We start from the raw sequence: 20,010 nt of genomic DNA on the forward strand, positions 1-20,010 counted from the left end.
TTTGACAAGGATTAAGCAGCTAAGTTAGGTAACAAATATAACGTAGAGCTAACAATTAACCAATATCGTAATGCTTTTCCAACAATAATCGCAATTGTTGAAGGTAAGATAGAAAACCTTAACCACCCAGCAGCCAACGGTAAAAAATCACCAATAATAGGCAACCAACTGAAAAATAATGTTATCACACCATAACGACAACTGTATTTCCACGCTTTAGGATATTTATAAGCCGCTTTATCACGCCCCCAGTTAATATAATATCCCAGTAAATACGTTATTATTGCGCCTAAGCTATTACCTGCGCTTGCGCTCAACCAATACAACCAACTATGTTGTGGATCGGCCTTAATATAATAGATTAATAGCAATTCAGACCCGCCAGGAAAAAGGGTCGCCGAAACAAAGCTACTTGTAAACAGTATTAATAATTCAGATAGCAAATCAAATCCAATAAAAAAGGCCGCTAATGCGACCTTTTAATTCAATGATGATACATTAACCCACTAACGCAAGTAAGACACCCGCAGCAACTGCACTACCAAGTACACCCGCAACATTTGGTCCCATTGCATGCATCAATAAAAAGTTATAAGGATTTGATTCTAATCCTACTTTGTTTGCCACACGTGCAGCCATCGGAACAGCAGAGACGCCAGCAGCACCAATAAGTGGATTAATTGGGTTTTTAGAAAATTTACCCATCAATTTTGCCATCATAATACCGGAGGCAGTACCAATTGAAAATGCAATCGCCCCCAAGGCTAAGATGCCTAATGTTTCCAAGTTTAAGAATTTATCTGCTGATAGTTTTGAACCAACACCTAATCCAAGGAAAATAGTAACAATATTGATTAACTCATTTTGTGCCGTATGACTTAAACGATCAACAACACCTGATTCACGCATTAAATTACCTAAGCAAAACATACCAATTAATGGTGTCGCAGCGGGCAAAAATAGAATGGTTAACATCAAGACAGCAAGTGGAAAAATAATTTTTTCCTTTTTGCTAACGACGCGTAACTGTTCCATTTTTATTGAGCGTTCTTCTTTTGTCGTTAGTGCTCGCATAATAGGCGGTTGGATAATAGGCACCAACGCCATATATGAATAAGCAGCAACAGCAATAGCACCAAGTAAATCAGGAGCTAACTTAGAGGCTAAGAAAATTGCTGTCGGCCCATCTGCGCCACCGATAATCGCAATCGCAGAAGCATCTTGTAGAGTAAATTCAAATCCTGGAATTAAGTTAAGTAAAATAGCACCAAATAGCGTTGCAAAAATACCAAACTGAGCCGCAGCGCCTAAAAACAATGTTTTAGGATTCGCAATCAATGCACCAAAATCGGTGAGAGCCCCTACCCCCATAAAAATAATTAATGGGAAAATCCCCGTTTCAATACCAACATGGTAGATGTAATAAAGCACCCCACCATCTTCAGTAAACCCTGCATTAGGAATATTCGCCAATATTGCCCCAAAACCAATAGGGAGTAATAATAATGGCTCAAATCCACGAGCAATCGCTAAGAATAAAAGGATGCAACCAACCGCAATCATGACTAGGTCGACTAAGGCAAAGTTAGCAATCCCTGTGTCCATCCAAAGTTTTATTAATCCGTCCACATGATTCCCTTAACCGATTGTAAACAGTGGTTCACCCACTATTACAGCATCGCCTTCTTTGACTAATATAGCTTGTACTACGCCTGCATTAACCGCTCTGATTTCAGTTTCCATCTTCATCGCTTCCAACACAAGCAGTACATCCCCTTCGCTTACTTGATCACCTTGTTTTGCGAGTACCTTAAAAACATTACCAGCCAATGGCGCAGTAAGATCTTCCCCTTCTCCAGCAGGTGCTTGTACTGGCGCAGCGGTCGATGTGGTCAAGTTTGCCGTAGGAGCCGCAGGAACAATACCATCGATACTGCCCTCAGGACCAACCTGCACAGTAAATAACTGACCATCTACAGCAACAGAATATGTCTCTGCTTTGCTTTTAGTCGCGGCTTTAACCGGTGCAGAAGAAGCGACATCATCGACACTCGGAACAGGCTCAAACGCATCTGGATTATCTCTGTTTTGTAGGAACTTCAACCCAATTTCAGGGAATAAAGCATAAATCAGTGCATCATCAATTTCTTGTTCAGCAAGCTTAATTCCTTTTTCTGTCGCCACTTTTTTTAACTCGGAAATAATATGATCCATTTCTGGCTTAATATTATCTGCAGGTCGACATGTAATAGGTTGGCCACCGTCTAACACTTTTTCCTGTAACTCTGTATTAACAGGTGCGGGTGTTGCACCGTACTCACCTTTTAAAACCCCAGCCGTTTCTTTAGTGATATTTTTATAACGCTCTCCCATCAACACATTGATCACGGATTGTGTCCCCACAATTTGTGATGTCGGTGTTACTAATGGAATATAACCAAGATCTTTACGGACAACTGAAATTTCTTTCAATACTTCATCCATCTTATCCGCAGCGCCTTGCTGTTTTAATTGGCTTTCCATATTGGTCAACATACCACCGGGTACCTGAGCAATTAAAATTCGAGGATCAACCCCTTTTAATTCACCTTCAAATTTCCCATATTTTTTACGAACATCACGGAAATAAGCAGAAATCTCTTCGAGTTTATGTAAATCTAATCCGGTATCACGCGCCTCACCCTCTACCATTGCAACGAGAGTTTCTGTTGCAGAGTGTCCATAGGTCATACTCATAGAAGAAATAGATGAATCAAGAATATCGACTCCTGCATCAATTGCTTTTTGTTGAGAAGCTAAACTTAAGCCCGTCGTTGCATGACAATGGAGTGCGAGAGGAATATCAGTACTGGCTTTAATTTTAGTAACTAACTCTTCAGCTGCATAGGGTTTAAGTAATCCAGCCATATCTTTTATGCATAATGAATGACAGCCCATATCTTCGAGTCGTTTAGCTGTATCAACCCAATTATCAATGGTATGAACAGGGCTGGTTGTATAAGAAATCGCCCCTTGAGCATGCCCGCCAACTTTAATGGCCGCTTTAATCGCTGCTTCAAAATTACGCACGTCATTCATCGCATCAAAAATACGGAACACATCAACACCGTTCTCGTGTGCACGTTCAACAAATTTTTCAACAACATCATCAGCATAGTGGCGATAGCCTAATAAATTTTGGCCACGTAATAACATTTGTTGTGGTGTATTGGGCATAACTGCTTTTAATTCACGAATGCGATCCCAAGGGTCTTCTCCTAAATAACGAATGCAAGAGTCAAACGTTGCGCCTCCCCAACTCTCAATCGACCAATACCCCATTTGATCGAGTTTTGCTGCGATAGGTAACATATCATCGATACGCATTCGGGTAGCAAATAAAGACTGATGCCCATCGCGCAATACTAATTCAGTGATTGCTAGTGGTTTAGACGCGTTCTTATTTTTATTCATTTTATCATTCCCTCTAAGATTTTATGCCGTTGTTCTTTTACGGTATTGCATGACAGCAGAGCTGATAGCCGCAACAACTTTTGGATCGATATCTGATGACTGAGGCTTAATTGCCTTTTGGACTGGCTTAGTCGCGACGGTAGGTTGATCTGCGTGTACAAACATTGCTAATAACTTGATAGCAATCATCAATAAACCTAAAAACATAAATACAAAGGTCATTCCTAACCCTAACAGCGTCATTGCCTTTAATAATAACTCGGTAATATCCATACTTTATATCCTATAGTTGTAGGTAACAGATCAATATTTATAGATGCATTCGTTATTCTGAATAAATATTCATAGCCATTTATTTTTTTATGGTTTTCAAAAAGACTAAATAAGTCGCAGACCTCTCTTTATGCCCCCTTAAAAGTCAAATAAAAAGCTATTTCTTTGTTAAAACCACTAAATTAACTATTTCATAATAGTTGATGAGCTTTACTGTGGGAACAGCATATCATACGAAATATTGTGCTCAATTGAAAGACAAGCAATATTGTGAACACCGATAAACTAAACACTAAAAATAATATGCTTATAAATAAAAGCTATTCAGTGCCAAATACGACTGTAAAAGCACTATTGCCAAGTCAAATTTCAATCAAAACGGTTTTATTTATTATGCTGAAACAAAAAGTATAAATATTCATTTAAGCTGAATACTTATATAAATTAACCAATACCCTCGGGGATACAGATGTAAAACTCCGATAAATTAACAATAAAACCAGCTGAGAACACTTTATTATAAGACCCTTTTAACATTTAATTTTGCTGTCAAGATCATAAAAAACAAGGAAAAAAATTTAGGAAAGCTTGGGATGTGATTTTTGTGCTTAATAACTCTTTTTTATACCCGACAATCATGAAATAAATCGAAAATAGAAAAATCATGAAAAAAGAAAGAGAGGAAATAAAGAGATGGTGCGGGTGAAGGGATTCGAACCCCTGACCGCCTGGTTCGTAGCCAGGTACTCTATCCAGCTGAGCTACACCCGCATGGTGTCATAATATTAAGTGGTTTAATATTATTAAGCTCTTAAAAACAAAAAAACTTACCGAAGTAAGCCTATTATCAAAGAATGGTGCGGGTGAAGGGATTCGAACCCCTGACCGCCTGGTTCGTAGCCAGGTACTCTATCCAGCTGAGCTACACCCGCCGCGATATTCTTTTGTTTTTAATTTTTTATTCTTAATACGCACATCTGTTACTACTAATAAAAGATGGTGCGGGTGAAGGGATTCGAACCCCTGACCGCCTGGTTCGTAGCCAGGTACTCTATCCAGCTGAGCTACACCCGCTTTAAGAATCTTTTAACAAAATGGCGGTGGAGGAGAGATTCGAACTCTCGAACAGGCTATAAACCCGTTACTCCCTTAGCAGGGGAGCGCCTTCGGCCACTCGGCCACCCCACCGTCGTCTTGTTGGCGCACATATTACTGTCTTATAAAAACAAGTCAAACATTTTTTAACAATCTTATTCTATTTGACTATTAAACAAGCAACTCATGACTTATGAGTGAACAACATCCCCTCTTAAAGCAAAAAAGAGCAATTAAGCTCTTTTATATTCGTTGCAATAATTAACTATTACCGTTCTCTTTTTCTGCTTGAATACGCATGTAAATCTCTTCACGATGCACTGATACTTCCTTCGGTGCATTAACACCAACACGTACCTGATTACCTTTTACACCTAAAACAGTCACGGTAACATTGTCACCAATCATTAAAGTTTCGCCAACTCTGCGAGTTAATATAAGCATACACTGCCCCTATTATATTTTTTATTTCCATTAATTCTATTTGCACTTGTACAAATAGAATTTCGATTTCTTACAATATCTTACAGTATAGTGCTGAAAGAACTATTTTTCTTCTTTTGGTTCAACATCTAATTCAAACGCTTTATGCAATGAGCGAACAGCCAGTTCTAGGTATTTACTATCAACCAACACAGAGATTTTAATTTCTGATGTTGTTATCTGATGAATATTAATCCCTTCTTGGCCTAATGTTTCGAACATTGTTTTTGCGACGCCAGGATGATTCCACATACCAACACCGACAATAGAAACTTTTGCAATATCACTGCTTCCTTGAACACTTTTTGCTCCAAGTCTGACACAAACTTCTTCTAAAAGTTCCTTAGCATGAAGATAATCATCATTATGAACGGTAAATGTAAAATCTGTTTTACCATCACCTAATGTATTTTGAACGATCATATCCACATCAATATTAGCACCACAGATTGGCGAAAGAATTTGTGCCGCTACGGTGGGTTGATCCGGTACACCAGACAAAGTTAAACGCGCTTCATCACGATTAAACGCGATGCCAGAAATAACCGGAGATTCCATCTTATTTTCCTCATAACTAATTAATGTACCGCCACCATCTTTAAAACTAGATAAAACACGAAGTGGCACATTGTATTTACCAGCAAACTCTACTGAACGAATTTGTAATACTTTCGTTCCTAAACTTGCCATTTCCAACATTTCTTCAAATGTAATGCTATCGAGACGACGTGCATTTGGCTCAACACGAGGGTCTGTTGTATAAACACCATCTACATCCGTATAAATTTGGCACTCATCAGCCTTTAAAGCAGCAGCAATAGCAACGGCAGAGGTATCAGAACCTCCTCGTCCCAGCGTGGTTATATTATTCTCTGGTGACCGCCCTTGAAATCCAGCGACAACAACAATACGGCCTTTTTGTAAATGTTGCTGAAGATTTTCAGTTTCAACATCTAAAATTCTTGCTTTACCATGACTACCGTCGGTTTTCATACGGATTTGATCACCCGTCATTGACACCGCATCAATATCCAAATCATGTAATGCCATGGTCAATAACGCAATCGTCGTTTGTTCGCCGGTCGTTAATAATACATCCATTTCTCTTTGACTAGGATGCTCATTAAATTGCTTCGCAAGTGCAATCATACGGTTAGTTTCACCTGACATAGCAGATAAAACCACAACCACATCATTACCCGCTTCTTTTGTTGCTTTAACTTTTTGAGCAACAACCTTTATCCGTTCAACGTTACCCACCGAGGTCCCGCCATATTTTTGAACAATTAATGCCATTATAATTTCTCAAATATTGTAAATATTAACCTGCTGCACGACACAGCAGGAGGTGTTATAGACGTTCAGCTAACCACGGCTCAACTAACGCAAGCGCATCTTTCAACGCAGCGGGATTATTACCACCCGCCATTGCCATATCAGGACGACCTCCACCTTTACCACCGACAGGAATTGCAACAACATTAACCAGCTCACCTGCTTTGACTTTTTTAGTTAAATCCTTAGTAACACCAGCAATTAAACTGACTTTATCATCTGATACAGCCGTTGCTAACACCACAATTCCAGACTGCAATTTATTCTTAATTTGGTCTACGCTGTCACGCAACGATTTAGGGTCAACACCTTCCATATTCGCAATAACAGCCTTAACACCATTAATTTCAATCGCACCATCCGTTAAATTAGCACCGGCAGCACTTGCTATTTTGGCTTTTAACTTCGCCACTTCTTTTTCTAATTGTTTCGTATGATCTAATACTTGAGCAACCTTATCAGCAACGGAATCATGATCGCCTTTCACTAAAGCACAAACCTTATCAACCTGACCTATCACTTTTGTAACGGCCTGTTCTGCGACCGCACCAACGCATGCTTCAATTCGTCGGACACCAGCAGCAATACCTGATTCAGAGTTGATTAAAAAGATACCCATATCACCCGTTCGCTGTGCATGTGTACCGCCACACAACTCGATAGATACATCACCCATTTGAACAACACGAACAACATCATCGTATTTTTCACCAAATAACGCCATTGCACCCGACGATTTAGCTTGCTCAATATCCATTAATTCAGTTGATACTTCGACATTATTACGAATCGCTTGGTTAACAAGATCATTAACTTGTTTTAACTCTTCAGCCGAAACCGCTTCGAAATGAGAGAAGTCAAAGCGTAATTTATCTGCGTCAACGAGAGACCCTTTCTGGGTTACATGTTCACCAAGTACTTTACGCAAAGCTGCATGCAATAAGTGTGTTGCAGAATGATGTAATGCAATCGCATGACGACGTGATTCATCCACTTGACACTTAACCTTGTCATTAAGTGCTAATGAACCACTTTGAATAAATCCAGTATGCAAAAACGCATGGCTCGATTTTTGTGTATCAGTAACAACAAACACACCATTTTCAAGTATTAACTGTCCTGTATCACCTGACTGACCGCCCGACTCGCCATAAAAAGGCGTTGTTTCTAATATAACTTGTCCTTTATCGCCTTCGCTCAGAGAATCAACAAAAGCACCATCTTTAATCAACTGGACTACTTTTGTATTACCTTCAAGATCTTCGTAACCAATAAAGTCAGTTGTTTCTTCAACGGTTAGGTGATCATTATAATCGGTACCAAAATGATTCGCTTGTTGCGCACGCGTTCGTTGTTCTTCCATGGCTTTATCAAAACCATCTTGGTCAATTGTTAGGTCTCGCTCACGTGCTATATCAGCCGTTAAATCTGCAGGGAAACCGTAGGTATCATACAGTTTGAAAACTAACTCACCTGGAATAACAGTGCCTTGTAATGTTTCTAATGCATTATCTAAAATCTGTAATCCACGATCTAAGGTTTTTGCAAATTGCTCTTCTTCAAGACGTAATACTTTCTCTACAAATTCACGCTGAGTCAGCAATTCAGGATATGCATCCCCCATTTGATTAATCAGTTCTTCATAGACTTTATAAAAGAAAACACCATTTGCCCCCAGTTTATTACCATGACGAACAGCACGACGAATAATACGACGTAACACATATCCTCGGCCTTCATTTGATGGCATAACACCGTCACAAATTAAAAAGCCACAGGACCGGATATGGTCAGCAACAACTCGTAACGATTTATCTTCAAGATCAGTACAGCCCGTAACCTCTGATACTTTTTTAATTAAAGCTTGGAAAAGATCAATATCATAATTAGAGTGACCATTTTGTAGAATGGCAGAAATACGCTCTAATCCCATCCCCGTATCAACGGAAGGTTTTGGTAGGTTTTCCATCTTCCCATCAGCATGACGATTAAATTGCATGAAGACCAGATTCCAAATTTCGATATAACGGTCACCATCTTCTTCCGGCGTCCCAGGAGGTCCCCCCCAGATATGCTCGCCATGATCATAGAAGATTTCAGAACAAGGACCACATGGCCCAGTATCGCCCATTGACCAGAAATTATCCTTTGCTCCGATACGTGATAAACGAGCAGGATCTACACCAATTTCTTCAATCCAAATACGCTCTGCTTCAGGATCTTCATTAAATACCGTCACCCATAGTTTTTCTTTCGGAAGTTTTAACTCAACGGTTAAAAATTCCCAAGCAAAGGTAATCGCATCGCGCTTAAAATAATCGCCGAAACTAAAGTTACCTAGCATTTCAAAAAAAGTATGGTGACGTGCTGTATAACCTACATTATCGAGGTCATTATGTTTACCACCCGCACGTACACAACGTTGGCTTGAAGTTGCACGTGTATAATTTCTTTTTTCAGTTCCTAAAAATGTATCTTTAAATTGATTCATCCCTGCGTTAGTAAATAGCAAAGTTGGATCATTATCAGGTACCAGTGAGCTACTACTGACGGTCTGGTGGCCCTTATTAGTAAAGAAATCGAGAAACCCTTGGCGAATCTCAGAAGTCGACTTAATCATGGTCATGATTTATTCCAAATAAATGTATCAATTTGCACTTTTAAAATGACTTGATAAAAGAACAAATGGTTTAAAAAATAGTAGCGGTCAATATAACACGGAGCATGGTACGGGGAAAGTATGAATCAAGGGATAAAGCAAGTGGTTAACGTAGATGAGGTTGATTTTACAGAAAGAGATATGCAAAGCGTATCAATATACGCTTTGCTAATTTGGCATTTTAAGCTTTTAAACTTTTATGCTTCTTCCTCTGCGTTTTTAGCATCTTTTACAGCTTCATCTTTTGGCAATAAAGCTTCGCGAATTTTAGCCTCTAACTCTTCTGCCGCAGCTGGATTTTCACGCAAGAATTGACAGGCATTTGATTTACCTTGGCCAATTTTGGTCCCATTATAAGAATACCAAGACCCCGCTTTTTCGACGAAGTCTTGTTTTACACCTAAATCAATTAATTCGCCAAAGTGATTAATCCCTTCACCGTACATGATTTGGAATTCAGCTTGTTTAAACGGAGGTGAAACTTTATTTTTAACCACTTTTACGCGAGTTTCATTACCAACAATTTCATCACCATTTTTAATTGAACCAATACGACGAATATCTAAACGGACGGACGCATAAAATTTAAGTGCATTACCACCAGTTGTTGTTTCAGGGTTACCAAACATAACACCAATTTTCATACGAATTTGGTTAATAAAGATAACTAAACAGTTAGTTTGTTTAATATTACCCGTTAATTTACGTAATGCTTGAGACATTAAACGAGCCTGTAAGCCCATATGTGAATCACCCATATCGCCTTCGATCTCGGCCTTTGGTGTTAATGCTGCAACGGAGTCAATAACAACTAAATTAACAGCACCTGAACGCACTAGCATGTCGCAAATTTCTAATGCTTGCTCACCGGTGTCTGGCTGTGAAATAAGCAAATTATCAACATCTACGCCTAATTTTTTTGCATAAATAGGATCAAGAGCATGCTCAGCATCAATAAAGGCACAGGTTTTACCTTGCTTTTGCGCTTCTGCAATAGCCTGTAATGTCAATGTCGTTTTACCAGAACTCTCTGGTCCGTATATTTCAACAACACGGCCATAGGGCAATCCGCCTATACCCAACGCAACATCTAAACCTAATGAGCCAGTTGAGACCGATTCAATCTCCATCATTGCTGCTGCGCCATCACCTAAGCGCATAATTGAACCTTTACCAAATTGTTTTTCAATTTGGCCAAGTGCTGCAGCTAATGCTTTATCTTTATTTATATCCTGACTCATGTTTTCTCCAAAATAGGTTATGCTGTTCATAAAAACAGTATACTGTTGATTTGCACAGTATCAAGTTATTTATAATATTATTTTATTCTGTTATTAAACCAACGGCCTTTAGTAGCAAATCAAAATCCATTGTTGGCAGTGGTTTGCTAAAATAGTAGCCTTGATAACATTCAATACCATAGGATTTTAATAATTCAAATTGTACTTTTGTTTCTACGCCCTCAGAAACAACGCCTAAATGAAAGTTATTACCCAAATCGACAATTGATTTCACCATCACATTGGCTTGTTGATCATCAATAATATCATTTACAAAGGATCTATCTATTTTAATTTCATCTATAGGCAAAGATTTTAAGTAGCTCAATGAAGAGTAGCCGGTTCCAAAATCATCTAAAGAAATATGTATTCCATAATTTTTTAATAAAGTTAACTTCTCTATCGCATCATCAATATCATGCAGCAACATCGTTTCTGTCACTTCGAGAGTAAGTTTTGTATGGTCAACGGTATACTGCTCAATAATATTAATCACTATTTCAACAAAGTCTTTTTGCCAAATTTGTTTAGCACTCAAATTCACTGCCATCGTTAAATGCTTGGTGTTTTCATTCGCTTGCCATTTTGCTAATTCCTTACAAGCCAAGTGCAACACGTTATTACCCAAGGGAATAATTAAATTAATATCTTCAGCAATACTAATAAACTTAGTGGGAGGAACAAGCCCATGAATAGGATGATTCCAACGAACTAAAGCTTCAGCGCCAGTAATATCCTCATTTTTGTTGTATTTCGGTTGTAAATAAATACAAAAATATCCATTATCCAATGAAGCTCGCATGCTTTTTTGTAATGAATTTGTATGGTGTAACTCTTTTTGCATTTCTAAATCAAAAATTATCGCATCGTTTCTTCCTTCAGCCTTTACTTGATACAAAGCAAGATCTGCAAGTTGAAGAAGTTTTTCTGGCGAGGTGTGGTCTGACTTAAAAATCACGCCGCCAATACTTGTTGTGATTGTATATTCAATGCTTAATGATTTAACTTCACTATCTAAATGAATAGGTAATGCGATTTCGCCTCTTATACGCTCTGCTATTTTCTCTGCCCGCACCGTAGCTGTATCGGCATCAGTACCAAGATCAGAAAGAAGAGCAACAAATTCATCGCCACCAAATCGTGCAATAACACCGTTCCCATTAATACAGTTATTTAACCGCTCCCCAATCTGGATCAATAAACGATCTCCCATATGGTGGCCATAGGTATCATTGAGTAATTTAAAGCGATCTAAATCTAAAAACAGTACGGCTTTATAGGCACCATTACAATTAGCAATCATGTCATTTAATTGTTTATCAAGTAAGACACGATTAGGGAGATGGGTTAACTGATCATAATAGGCAAGCGACTCAACTTTTTCCTTATTATATTTTTGCTCTGTAATGTCCTGAACAATACCAACTACCCATATTGGTTTGCCTTGTTCATCATTTTCAACAACCATCCCTCTATCCCAAACCCAAATAACATCGCCATTTGGCTTTTGTATTCTAAATTCAACGTCGTAGGATTTATTCTCTGTCATTAAATCAGATAGCGCCTTATCCACGATACTTTTATCTTCCGGTAAAATACAATTTTCAAATTCTTGAAATGATTCTTGGCTTCCTTCAATCCCGCTAATTAATTCCCATTGTCTATTATGTAATACTTCATTTGTTCGAATATTCCATTCCCACAACCCCTCTTGAGAAACACCTAAAACAGATTCAAGTCGTAACTTATCTTTTTCCGCATGATTCTTAGCAATGGTTATTTCAGAAATATCGCGCGCGATAACAATGATATGTTTCTCACCAAGCGGATTAGTAAAAGGCACTTTGAGGGAATGAAAATGACGAATCTCTCCCGTTTTTGCATCAACGGAATCTTCGTAAATGACTTCTGATTTATTATTTTTCATAATCGCTTGGATATTTTTTTTAAAATACTCGGCATGTTCTTTATTACCGGTAAAATAAGCATCGTCTTTACCCACCATCTCTTCTGGTGTTGTGCCGTAAAGTTGAGCAACATATTGATTACCAAAGACAAACTCTCCCTGATGATTTTTAATCACAACGGGTTCAGGCATCATATTGAGTATATTTTTAATAATACTGTTACAGGAAATTAAGTTTGCGATAAGGCGATAACAGAAAATAATGAAGAAGAGAAATAAAGCAGAAATGATTCCGAAAACATAATAAAGAAATTTAAAATTATTTGTCTCTAAAAAAAGATAAAAACAAAAAACACAAACACCCAGACAAAATATAAATAAGCATATTGATGACGTAACAAATACCGGTGAAGTGATTCGACTCTTTGAAAAAATATTGTGCATAGGCAGTGCCCCTACTAACAACTAATTAGCAATAACTAAACTATATATTTTAATACACCATATCAATTTGGTTAATTGATATGCTCCATTAAACCAATTAACGCTAAACGTATTGCTTGCGTACGCACTTCACTACGATCGCCTACGAATAGATAAGTAGCTGTTTTACTACCGACATGTGCGTTGTACCAAGACATACAAACGGTACCGACTGGCTTTTCTTCTGTACCACCGTTTGGTCCGGCTATCCCACTTATCGCAACAGCAATATCAGCATTAGAATGAGCCGTTGCGCCAATCGCCATTTGCTCGACCACCTGCTCAGAAACTGCACCATACTTTTTAAGTACGTGCGCATCAACTTCAAGCATCTGTTCCTTCGCATCATTGCTATAGGTAATAAAGCCACGATCGAAACACTGTGAACTTCCAGAAATTTCTGTAATAGCGTATGCTACTCCACCTCCGGTACAGGATTCGGCAGTGGCAGCAATTAGCCCTGATAGCGTGAGCTTTTCAACCAAAACTTGCGCTAATTCTTGAACGGTTTTTTCAGTAAGCATATATTTCTCCGCCATTTACTATTTTGATTAAGTGTATTAGTTATGAAGTCGACAGAACAAGAGTTAAAACAACATACGCCAATGATGCAACAATTTTTAACCATCAAAAGCGAAGTCCCCGACACCCTATTGTTTTATAGAATGGGGGATTTTTATGAATTGTTCTTTGACGACGCTCGTAAAGCTTCACAATTACTTGGGATCTCGCTAACACAACGCGGTAAAACGGGTGGTAATGCTATTCCCATGGCCGGCGTTCCTTACCATAGTGTAGAAGGTTATTTAGCTAAATTAATCGAAATGGGCGAATCAATTGCAATTTGTGAACAAATTGGTGATCCGGCCACCTCTAAAGGCCCCGTTGAACGAAAAATTGTTCGGATAATCACCCCGGGGACCATTACCGATGAAGCACTACTCGATGATCGCCAAGATAATTTATTATGTGCGGTTTATCAGCAACAGGATAATTTTGGCTTCGCCTCTTTAGATATCGGCAGTGGACGATTTATCGTTAATCAATTTAAACATACAGAAGCACTTCAAGCTGAATTACAACGTCTTAATCCAGCTGAATTACTCTACCCAGAAAACTTTGAGTCATTAGAATTTATTGAACACTTGCAAACCATTCGCCGCCGACCAGAATGGGAGTTTGACTTAAATACCAGTAAAACGACTTTAAATAAGCAATTTGGTACAAAAGATCTCATTGGATTTGGTGTCGAAAAAGCAGAATTTGCACTTTGCGCTGCAGGCGCCTTGTTGCAATATATCAAAGATACGCAACGTACTAGCTTACCGCATCTCCAGTCCATAAAACTTGAGCAAAGTATTGATACCGTTATTTTAGATGCAGCGACACGCAAGAATTTAGAATTAACCCAAAACCTTTCGGGTGGGTTTGATAACACTCTTGCGGATATCATTGATTGCACGGTAACACCAATGGGAAGCCGTTTATTAAAACGTTGGATCCACCAGCCAATTCGCAACTTTAATATTCTTAATTACCGTCAAAGTATGATCCAAACATTAATTGATAGCGATCTCACCGATGCACTTGCGCAGCCATTAAAACAAATCGGGGACGTAGAACGCGTCATTGCACGACTTGCATTACGCTCCGCTAGACCGCGTGATTTAACTCGTTTGCGTAGTGCCTTTGCACTTCTACCTGAATTACAAAACTTAATTGCAGAAATGCCATCTGAACTTGTCACTAAACTCAGTAAAGAAATGGGGTCTTACCCAGAGCTCCTGGAATTATTAGAAAAAGCTGTCATCGAAAATCCCCCCGTTATTATTCGCGATGGAGGAGTAATTGCTGAAGGATATAACCAAGAACTCGATCAGTGGCGCAATCTTGCTCAGGGCGCAACAGACTATTTAGAAAAACTCGAAATAAGAGAGCGTGAAGCAACCGGAATATCGACATTAAAAGTGGGATACAATCGCGTACATGGCTATTACATTGAAACGAGTCGAGCACATTCCGATGCGGTACCTTCACACTATATTCGCCGACAAACATTAAAAAATACCGAGCGTTATATCATTGCGGAGCTTAAGGAACATGAAGACAAAGTATTATCGAGTCAAGGCAAAGCCTTAGCCCTAGAAAAGAAACTGTATGAAGAATTAATTGATCTGCTCTTACCGCATCTAAAAGACCTGCAATTTACTGCACAGGCACTCGCGGAACTAGATGTATTAAATAACTTAGCGGAGCGCGCGCTAACGCTTAATTATGTTCGCCCTGTATTATCTGCCGATAGGGGGATCACTATTGAAGAAGGTCGACATCCAGTCGTTGAACAAGTCAGTAAAACCCCATTTATTGCTAATCCGATATCGCTCAATGATCAGCGTCGTATGCTTATTATTACCGGCCCAAATATGGGCGGTAAATCAACCTACATGCGCCAAGTTGCATTAATGGTATTAATGACACATATCGGTAGCTTTATCCCAGCACAAAGCGCTCAAATAGGACCAGTGGATCGTATATTTACCCGTATTGGCGCCTCTGATGATCTTGCCAGTGGACGCTCTACTTTTATGGTAGAAATGACTGAAACCGCAAATATTCTTCATAATGCAACAAAAAACAGTCTGGTATTAATGGATGAAATAGGCCGAGGTACTAGTACCTTTGATGGCTTATCACTGGCTTGGGCATGTGCAGAAGAGCTCGCTCAAAAAATCCAAGCTTATACCTTATTTGCAACCCATTATTTTGAATTAACCAGTTTACCGGAAACCATTCCAGAGCTAGTAAACGTTCACCTAGATGCAATCGAGCACGGTGACAGTATCGCATTTCTACATGCAGTACATGAAGGTGCCGCAAACAGAAGTTATGGATTACAAGTCGCTTCATTAGCAGGCGTGCCAAAACAAGTGGTTGAAAATGCCAAACATAAACTGCATCAATTAGAAGTCAGTTCATTGGCTCATAAAGACACGGCACCAATACAAACGGCATTAGACTTTACACAACCAGAAACGGATCCCGCTATTGATTTACTTAATAGCATCGATCCCGATGAATTAAGCCCGAGAAAGGCATTAGATCTTATTTATCAAATGAGAAAGTTGGTCGTCGCTAAAGAATAGAAATAAATAAGTGATTGTATATTGAAAAATGTAAGGAAAGCAGAAATAACAAAGCTTATAATACCTCCGATTATCAGGAGAAGTAGTTGCGTAAATTCAGACTTAAAAAACAAGAAAAACTATCAATAAAATTTGTCCATCATCTTAATAAGGGTGAGCATCGTAAAGTCGATATTTACTTTGCATTACCCAAGGAGATGGGCATTAACCAGAAAACCTTATCGGAAAATGAATATTTTAACGCCGGCATTAAAGGTCGGCGTTCATATTTTACGAAAGGATTGCATCTACCATTATTGCATACCCGTTTTGCAACGAGAATGAAGCGCTCACCTGAAGAATATAAAAGTAATTTAAACCTATTTGCTTATCAATACTTAGTCGCCCTCGATACCGATAGTCACAGTGCATTAAATATAAAAGAAAATGAAAAACTATCAGACTTCTATCATGCCGCGAATGAATTAAGTGAACATTGTTTAACGATTCTAAAGAAAAACCGCAGCCATACTCTTAACGATCCCGTTTATCAGTCTATTTTTGATAATGTCGATAACTACCTTTCCTGGTATACAGAACAAACGCTTTTGCGCATGCTAGCCAAGAAATCACGGACAACCGAATTTGCTGATATTCGCCAGCATATCCTCAAGATTTGTGAAGAGGAAAACCAATATCGACAAGATAAATGTTACAACAGCCCCGCAACAATCAACGATCCTAACCGCATCGCAAATAAAATGCGGCTGCTGCGAAGACTGATTGAATATGGTGTTATCTTCAAAAGTAACACGATCGAATTAGGCAATATCACACGCAAAATCGCAGCGGGAGTTGCGACGACATTAATTATGAGTGTTGTTTTAATATTGATCACCAAAACGCAAGGTGTTTTTAGCAGTATTACCGCTTTAATGATTCTAGTTCTCGCTATTATTTATGGTATCCGAGAAGTATTTAAAGATGACTTCAAAACAATACTTTGGCAATGGGTGCGTAAGGGAAAACCTAAATGGGCACGGACACTTAAAGATGCGGTTAATCATAAAGAAATCGCACGACAACGAGTTTGGTTAGATTATATAAAATCAGACAAGCTGCCCATCCAAACTAAAAATTTACTCGAAAAACGACACTTACAAAATAAACAAAGTGCCGAATTTTTACATTTCCGAATCGAAACAAAGGTCAATTATCAGGGCTTTCAAGCTGGCTATGAAAGTATTGAAGAAAATATTGTATTTAGTCTTCGCCCTTTTGCTCGTTACCTTGAACGTGGCAACGATAAAGTCTACCAACAGAATTCACCGACAGCGAACAAAGAAAAAATTCACGGCATTACCATCGCACGACGCTACCAAATAAATATGGTTATTGCGTTAAACCTAGGTGAATATAATCAAGAATTCGAGCGCTATCGCATTACCCTCGACCGCGCTGGCATTATTGAATTAGAAAAAGCAGACACCATTGCCAAAAAAGAGGCAAAAAAGAAACAAGGTACCTATTCAAGGTTACGTATGCTACTGCCCTTTAAATAAGAAAAATAATAAACTTGATTACTCCTCAACTAAGGTTTCTATTCGATAGAAACCTTCTCCGCGCATTCCCAAGGTATTAGCCAGAAATGGTAAAGACGCTTCCATGTCCGCCTTTAATGTCCAAGGCGGATTAATCACAATCATCCCCGTCGACGTCATGCCTTTTTCCATTGAGTCCTTACTTAACCCCAATTCAAAAAGTTGAATATTTTTTATTCCTGATTGCACCAACTCTCGTTCCATTGTACTAATAGTCTGACGATCAACCACTGGATACCAAAGCGCATAGGTTCCCGTTGCAAAACGTTTATGCGCTTTAATTAAAGTATCAACCACCTGTTGATATTCCGTTTTAATTTCATAAGAAGGATCAATTAGCACAAAACCACGACGTTCTTTCGGAGGCATATTAGCAATAAGTCCTTTTAAACCGTCACTATTAGCCATTTTGATTTGACGATTGCCTGAAAAATTTTCACGCATATTAGTAAATTCATTCGGATGTAATTCAAATAGAAACATCCGGTCTTGGTCACGTAACATTTGTAGCGCAATACTCGGTGAACCAGGATAAAAATTTAACTCACTCTGCGCATTAAACTCAGTCACCTGCTCAAGATAATCAGCAACAGGATCCGGTAGATCAGTGCGTCCCCATAACGGCCCAATACCATTTAAAAATTCATTGGTTTTTAATGCCTCATTAGAATCGAGAGAATACGCACCACAACCGGAATGTGTATCGAGATAACAAAATGGTTTATCTTTTTTAAGCATGTAATTAAGAATAGAGGTAGACACCGTATGTTTTAAGACATCTGCAAAATTACCCGCATGAAAAGAATGGCGATAGCTCAGCACAAAAATACTCCAATAAAATAGAACGCATAATAGCCACCATTATACCCTAAAAAATGTCCTCGCTAATACGCAATGGCATGTTATTATTCCGCCTCAAATTATTAACCTGAAAATGGAACAATAATGTCAAGCGACTCTCTCACCTCCATCGAAAAACGCGGCGCACTGTCCCTCTCTCTTATTTTTGCATTACGAATGTTCGGGCTGTTTATGATCCTGCCTGTGTTTGCTATTTACGGGCAACATTTAGTCGGTTATTCACCAGTGTGGGTTGGCTTTGCCATCGGTGCATATGGACTTACCCAAGCACTATTACAAATACCAGCCGGGATATTATCGGATCGTATAGGACGACGACCGGTTATTTTTATTGGCTTACTACTTTTTGCATTGGGTGGCATTATCGCTGCTTTTTCTGACAGTATTTATGGTGTTACGCTTGGGCGTGCAATTCAAGGTGGCGGCGCAATTGCCAGCGCGGTGTTAGCATTAACCGCCGACCTAACTCGAGAAGAACAACGAGCAAAAGCAATGGCGATGATTGGTATGAGCATTGGTGTCGCCTTCGCGCTGGCACTCGTTGCCGGCCCTATTTTGGCTCCTCTTTTTGGTTTACAAGGTTTATTTATATTAACCACAATAGGGGCATTAACGGGCATTGCCGTTCTACATTTTTTAGTGCCAAAGACAATAATCCAGGCTCCTCGAGGACAAACGGGCGCGATTCCCAAACAACTTTTACAACTTATTAAAAATCCGCAACTATTTCGCTTAGATATTGGCATTTTTATGCTTCACTTGACCCTAACCGCAATATTTGTGGTGCTTCCGATGCAACTCCAAAGTCTTGGGTTTACGGTTGAAAAGCATTGGCAACTGTATTTGCCAGCACTGATAGGATCAGTTATTTTAATGCTGCCGATGTTAATTATCGGTGCAAAAAAGAACATGAATAAACACTTCTTTTTATTTGCGATTGCCTTAATGGCCACCAGCCTAGTCGCAATGGCACTTTCATCACAATCCTTACCGCTAATGTTTATCTGTGTTTTACTTTACTTTACTGCATTTAATTTCCTAGAAGCCTCATTACCGGCTTTTATATCGATGCTTTCCCCAGCAGGTACGAAAGGAAGTGCTATGGGGATCTACAGCACATATCAATTTCTTGGTGCATTTTGTGGTGGCATTGTAGGTGGTACTTCCTATAAACTATTAGGTAGTAATGGCGTATTTTTATGTTTAGCTTGTTTAATGTTACTCTGGTTGATTATCTCCTGGGGAATGCATAATTTAAGTAAAATTCGTACTTATACCTATACAGCTGATATTAAAGATGAAAATCACGCAGCCCAGTTAACAGAGCAATTATTGAAACTGAATGGCATATTAGAAGTCGTCACGATCATCGAAGAACAAACTGTTTATCTTCGGGTAAATAATCAAGTCTTTGCTCTGCAAGAAGCGAAAGATATTTTAAAAAACAGTTAAAAGAAAA

General features: G+C 38.9%; 14 protein-coding genes and 4 tRNA genes. 3 read left to right on the forward strand and 15 right to left on the reverse strand.

The genetic code is table 11. The features are described 5' to 3' along the window. Window positions 1–11: 11 nt before the first annotated feature. The 14 genes from ACR30L_RS18035 to ACR30L_RS18100 all read right to left on the reverse strand — a co-directional run bounded on the left by ACR30L_RS18035 (window position 12) and on the right by ACR30L_RS18100 (window position 13,491). Window positions 12–443, reverse strand: a complete 432-nt coding sequence (locus ACR30L_RS18035; protein ID WP_435235617.1) for a YqaA family protein — start codon at window positions 441–443, stop codon at window positions 12–14. Window positions 444–498: 55 nt separating this feature from the next. Next, window positions 499–1,629, reverse strand: a complete 1,131-nt coding sequence (locus tag ACR30L_RS18040) for a sodium ion-translocating decarboxylase subunit beta (RefSeq protein WP_435235618.1) — start codon at window positions 1,627–1,629, stop codon at window positions 499–501. Between the two features lie 9 nt (window positions 1,630–1,638). Continuing rightward, window positions 1,639–3,453 carry a sodium-extruding oxaloacetate decarboxylase subunit alpha gene (gene oadA, locus ACR30L_RS18045; protein WP_435235619.1) on the reverse strand — a complete coding sequence of 605 codons (1,815 nt, stop codon included), beginning with the start codon at window positions 3,451–3,453 and terminating at the stop codon, window positions 1,639–1,641. 21 nt (window positions 3,454–3,474) lie between these two features. Then, the gene (locus tag ACR30L_RS18050; RefSeq protein WP_435235620.1) at window positions 3,475–3,726 is read right to left on the reverse strand and encodes an OadG family transporter subunit; all 252 of its coding nucleotides are present in this window, start codon (window positions 3,724–3,726) and stop codon (window positions 3,475–3,477) included. 694 nt (window positions 3,727–4,420) lie between these two features. Beyond that, window positions 4,421–4,497, reverse strand: a tRNA-Arg gene (locus ACR30L_RS18055). 84 nt (window positions 4,498–4,581) lie between these two features. Next, window positions 4,582–4,658 (reverse strand) — tRNA-Arg (locus tag ACR30L_RS18060). Between the two features lie 65 nt (window positions 4,659–4,723). Further along, window positions 4,724–4,800 (reverse strand) — tRNA-Arg (locus ACR30L_RS18065). A 21-nt stretch (window positions 4,801–4,821) separates the two neighbouring features. Continuing rightward, window positions 4,822–4,914 (reverse strand) — tRNA-Ser (locus ACR30L_RS18070). A gap of 168 nt (window positions 4,915–5,082) precedes the next feature. Further along, window positions 5,083–5,265: a carbon storage regulator CsrA gene (gene csrA, locus ACR30L_RS18075; protein WP_435235621.1), complete on the reverse strand. Its 183-nt coding sequence runs from the start codon at window positions 5,263–5,265 to the stop codon at window positions 5,083–5,085. 102 nt (window positions 5,266–5,367) lie between these two features. After that, window positions 5,368–6,600, reverse strand: a complete 1,233-nt coding sequence (locus ACR30L_RS18080) for an aspartate kinase (RefSeq protein ID WP_435235622.1) — start codon at window positions 6,598–6,600, stop codon at window positions 5,368–5,370. A gap of 55 nt (window positions 6,601–6,655) precedes the next feature. Further along, window positions 6,656–9,259, reverse strand: a complete 2,604-nt coding sequence (gene alaS, locus ACR30L_RS18085) for an alanine--tRNA ligase (protein WP_435237924.1) — start codon at window positions 9,257–9,259, stop codon at window positions 6,656–6,658. 236 nt (window positions 9,260–9,495) lie between these two features. Continuing rightward, the gene (gene recA, locus ACR30L_RS18090) at window positions 9,496–10,539 is read right to left on the reverse strand and encodes a recombinase RecA (RefSeq protein ID WP_435235623.1); all 1,044 of its coding nucleotides are present in this window, start codon (window positions 10,537–10,539) and stop codon (window positions 9,496–9,498) included. A gap of 82 nt (window positions 10,540–10,621) precedes the next feature. Continuing rightward, the gene (locus tag ACR30L_RS18095) at window positions 10,622–12,928 is read right to left on the reverse strand and encodes an EAL domain-containing protein (RefSeq protein ID WP_435235624.1); all 2,307 of its coding nucleotides are present in this window, start codon (window positions 12,926–12,928) and stop codon (window positions 10,622–10,624) included. Between the two features lie 71 nt (window positions 12,929–12,999). Next, window positions 13,000–13,491 carry a CinA family protein gene (locus ACR30L_RS18100; RefSeq protein ID WP_435235625.1) on the reverse strand — a complete coding sequence of 164 codons (492 nt, stop codon included), beginning with the start codon at window positions 13,489–13,491 and terminating at the stop codon, window positions 13,000–13,002. Between the two features lie 42 nt (window positions 13,492–13,533). On the opposite strand from ACR30L_RS18100, the gene mutS reads away from it, so the two are divergent. Further along, window positions 13,534–16,110: a DNA mismatch repair protein MutS gene (gene mutS / locus ACR30L_RS18105; RefSeq protein WP_435235626.1), complete on the forward strand. Its 2,577-nt coding sequence runs from the start codon at window positions 13,534–13,536 to the stop codon at window positions 16,108–16,110. Between the two features lie 86 nt (window positions 16,111–16,196). Further along, window positions 16,197–17,651, forward strand: a complete 1,455-nt coding sequence (locus ACR30L_RS18110; protein ID WP_435235627.1) for a hypothetical protein — start codon at window positions 16,197–16,199, stop codon at window positions 17,649–17,651. 18 nt (window positions 17,652–17,669) lie between these two features. Here the strand turns inward: ACR30L_RS18110 and ACR30L_RS18115 are convergent, their stop codons facing one another. After that, window positions 17,670–18,512: a 23S rRNA (adenine(2030)-N(6))-methyltransferase RlmJ gene (locus ACR30L_RS18115; protein WP_435235628.1), complete on the reverse strand. Its 843-nt coding sequence runs from the start codon at window positions 18,510–18,512 to the stop codon at window positions 17,670–17,672. Between the two features lie 123 nt (window positions 18,513–18,635). Between ACR30L_RS18115 and ACR30L_RS18120 the strand changes: the two genes are divergently transcribed. Then, window positions 18,636–20,003, forward strand: coding sequence for an MFS transporter (locus tag ACR30L_RS18120; RefSeq protein ID WP_435235629.1), 1,368 nt, complete (start codon window positions 18,636–18,638; stop codon window positions 20,001–20,003). The last annotated feature ends 7 nt before the right edge of the window (window positions 20,004–20,010 follow it).

The organism is Psychromonas saccharinae, assembly GCF_051201515.1.
Classification (GTDB): Bacteria; Pseudomonadota; Gammaproteobacteria; order Enterobacterales; family Psychromonadaceae; genus Psychromonas.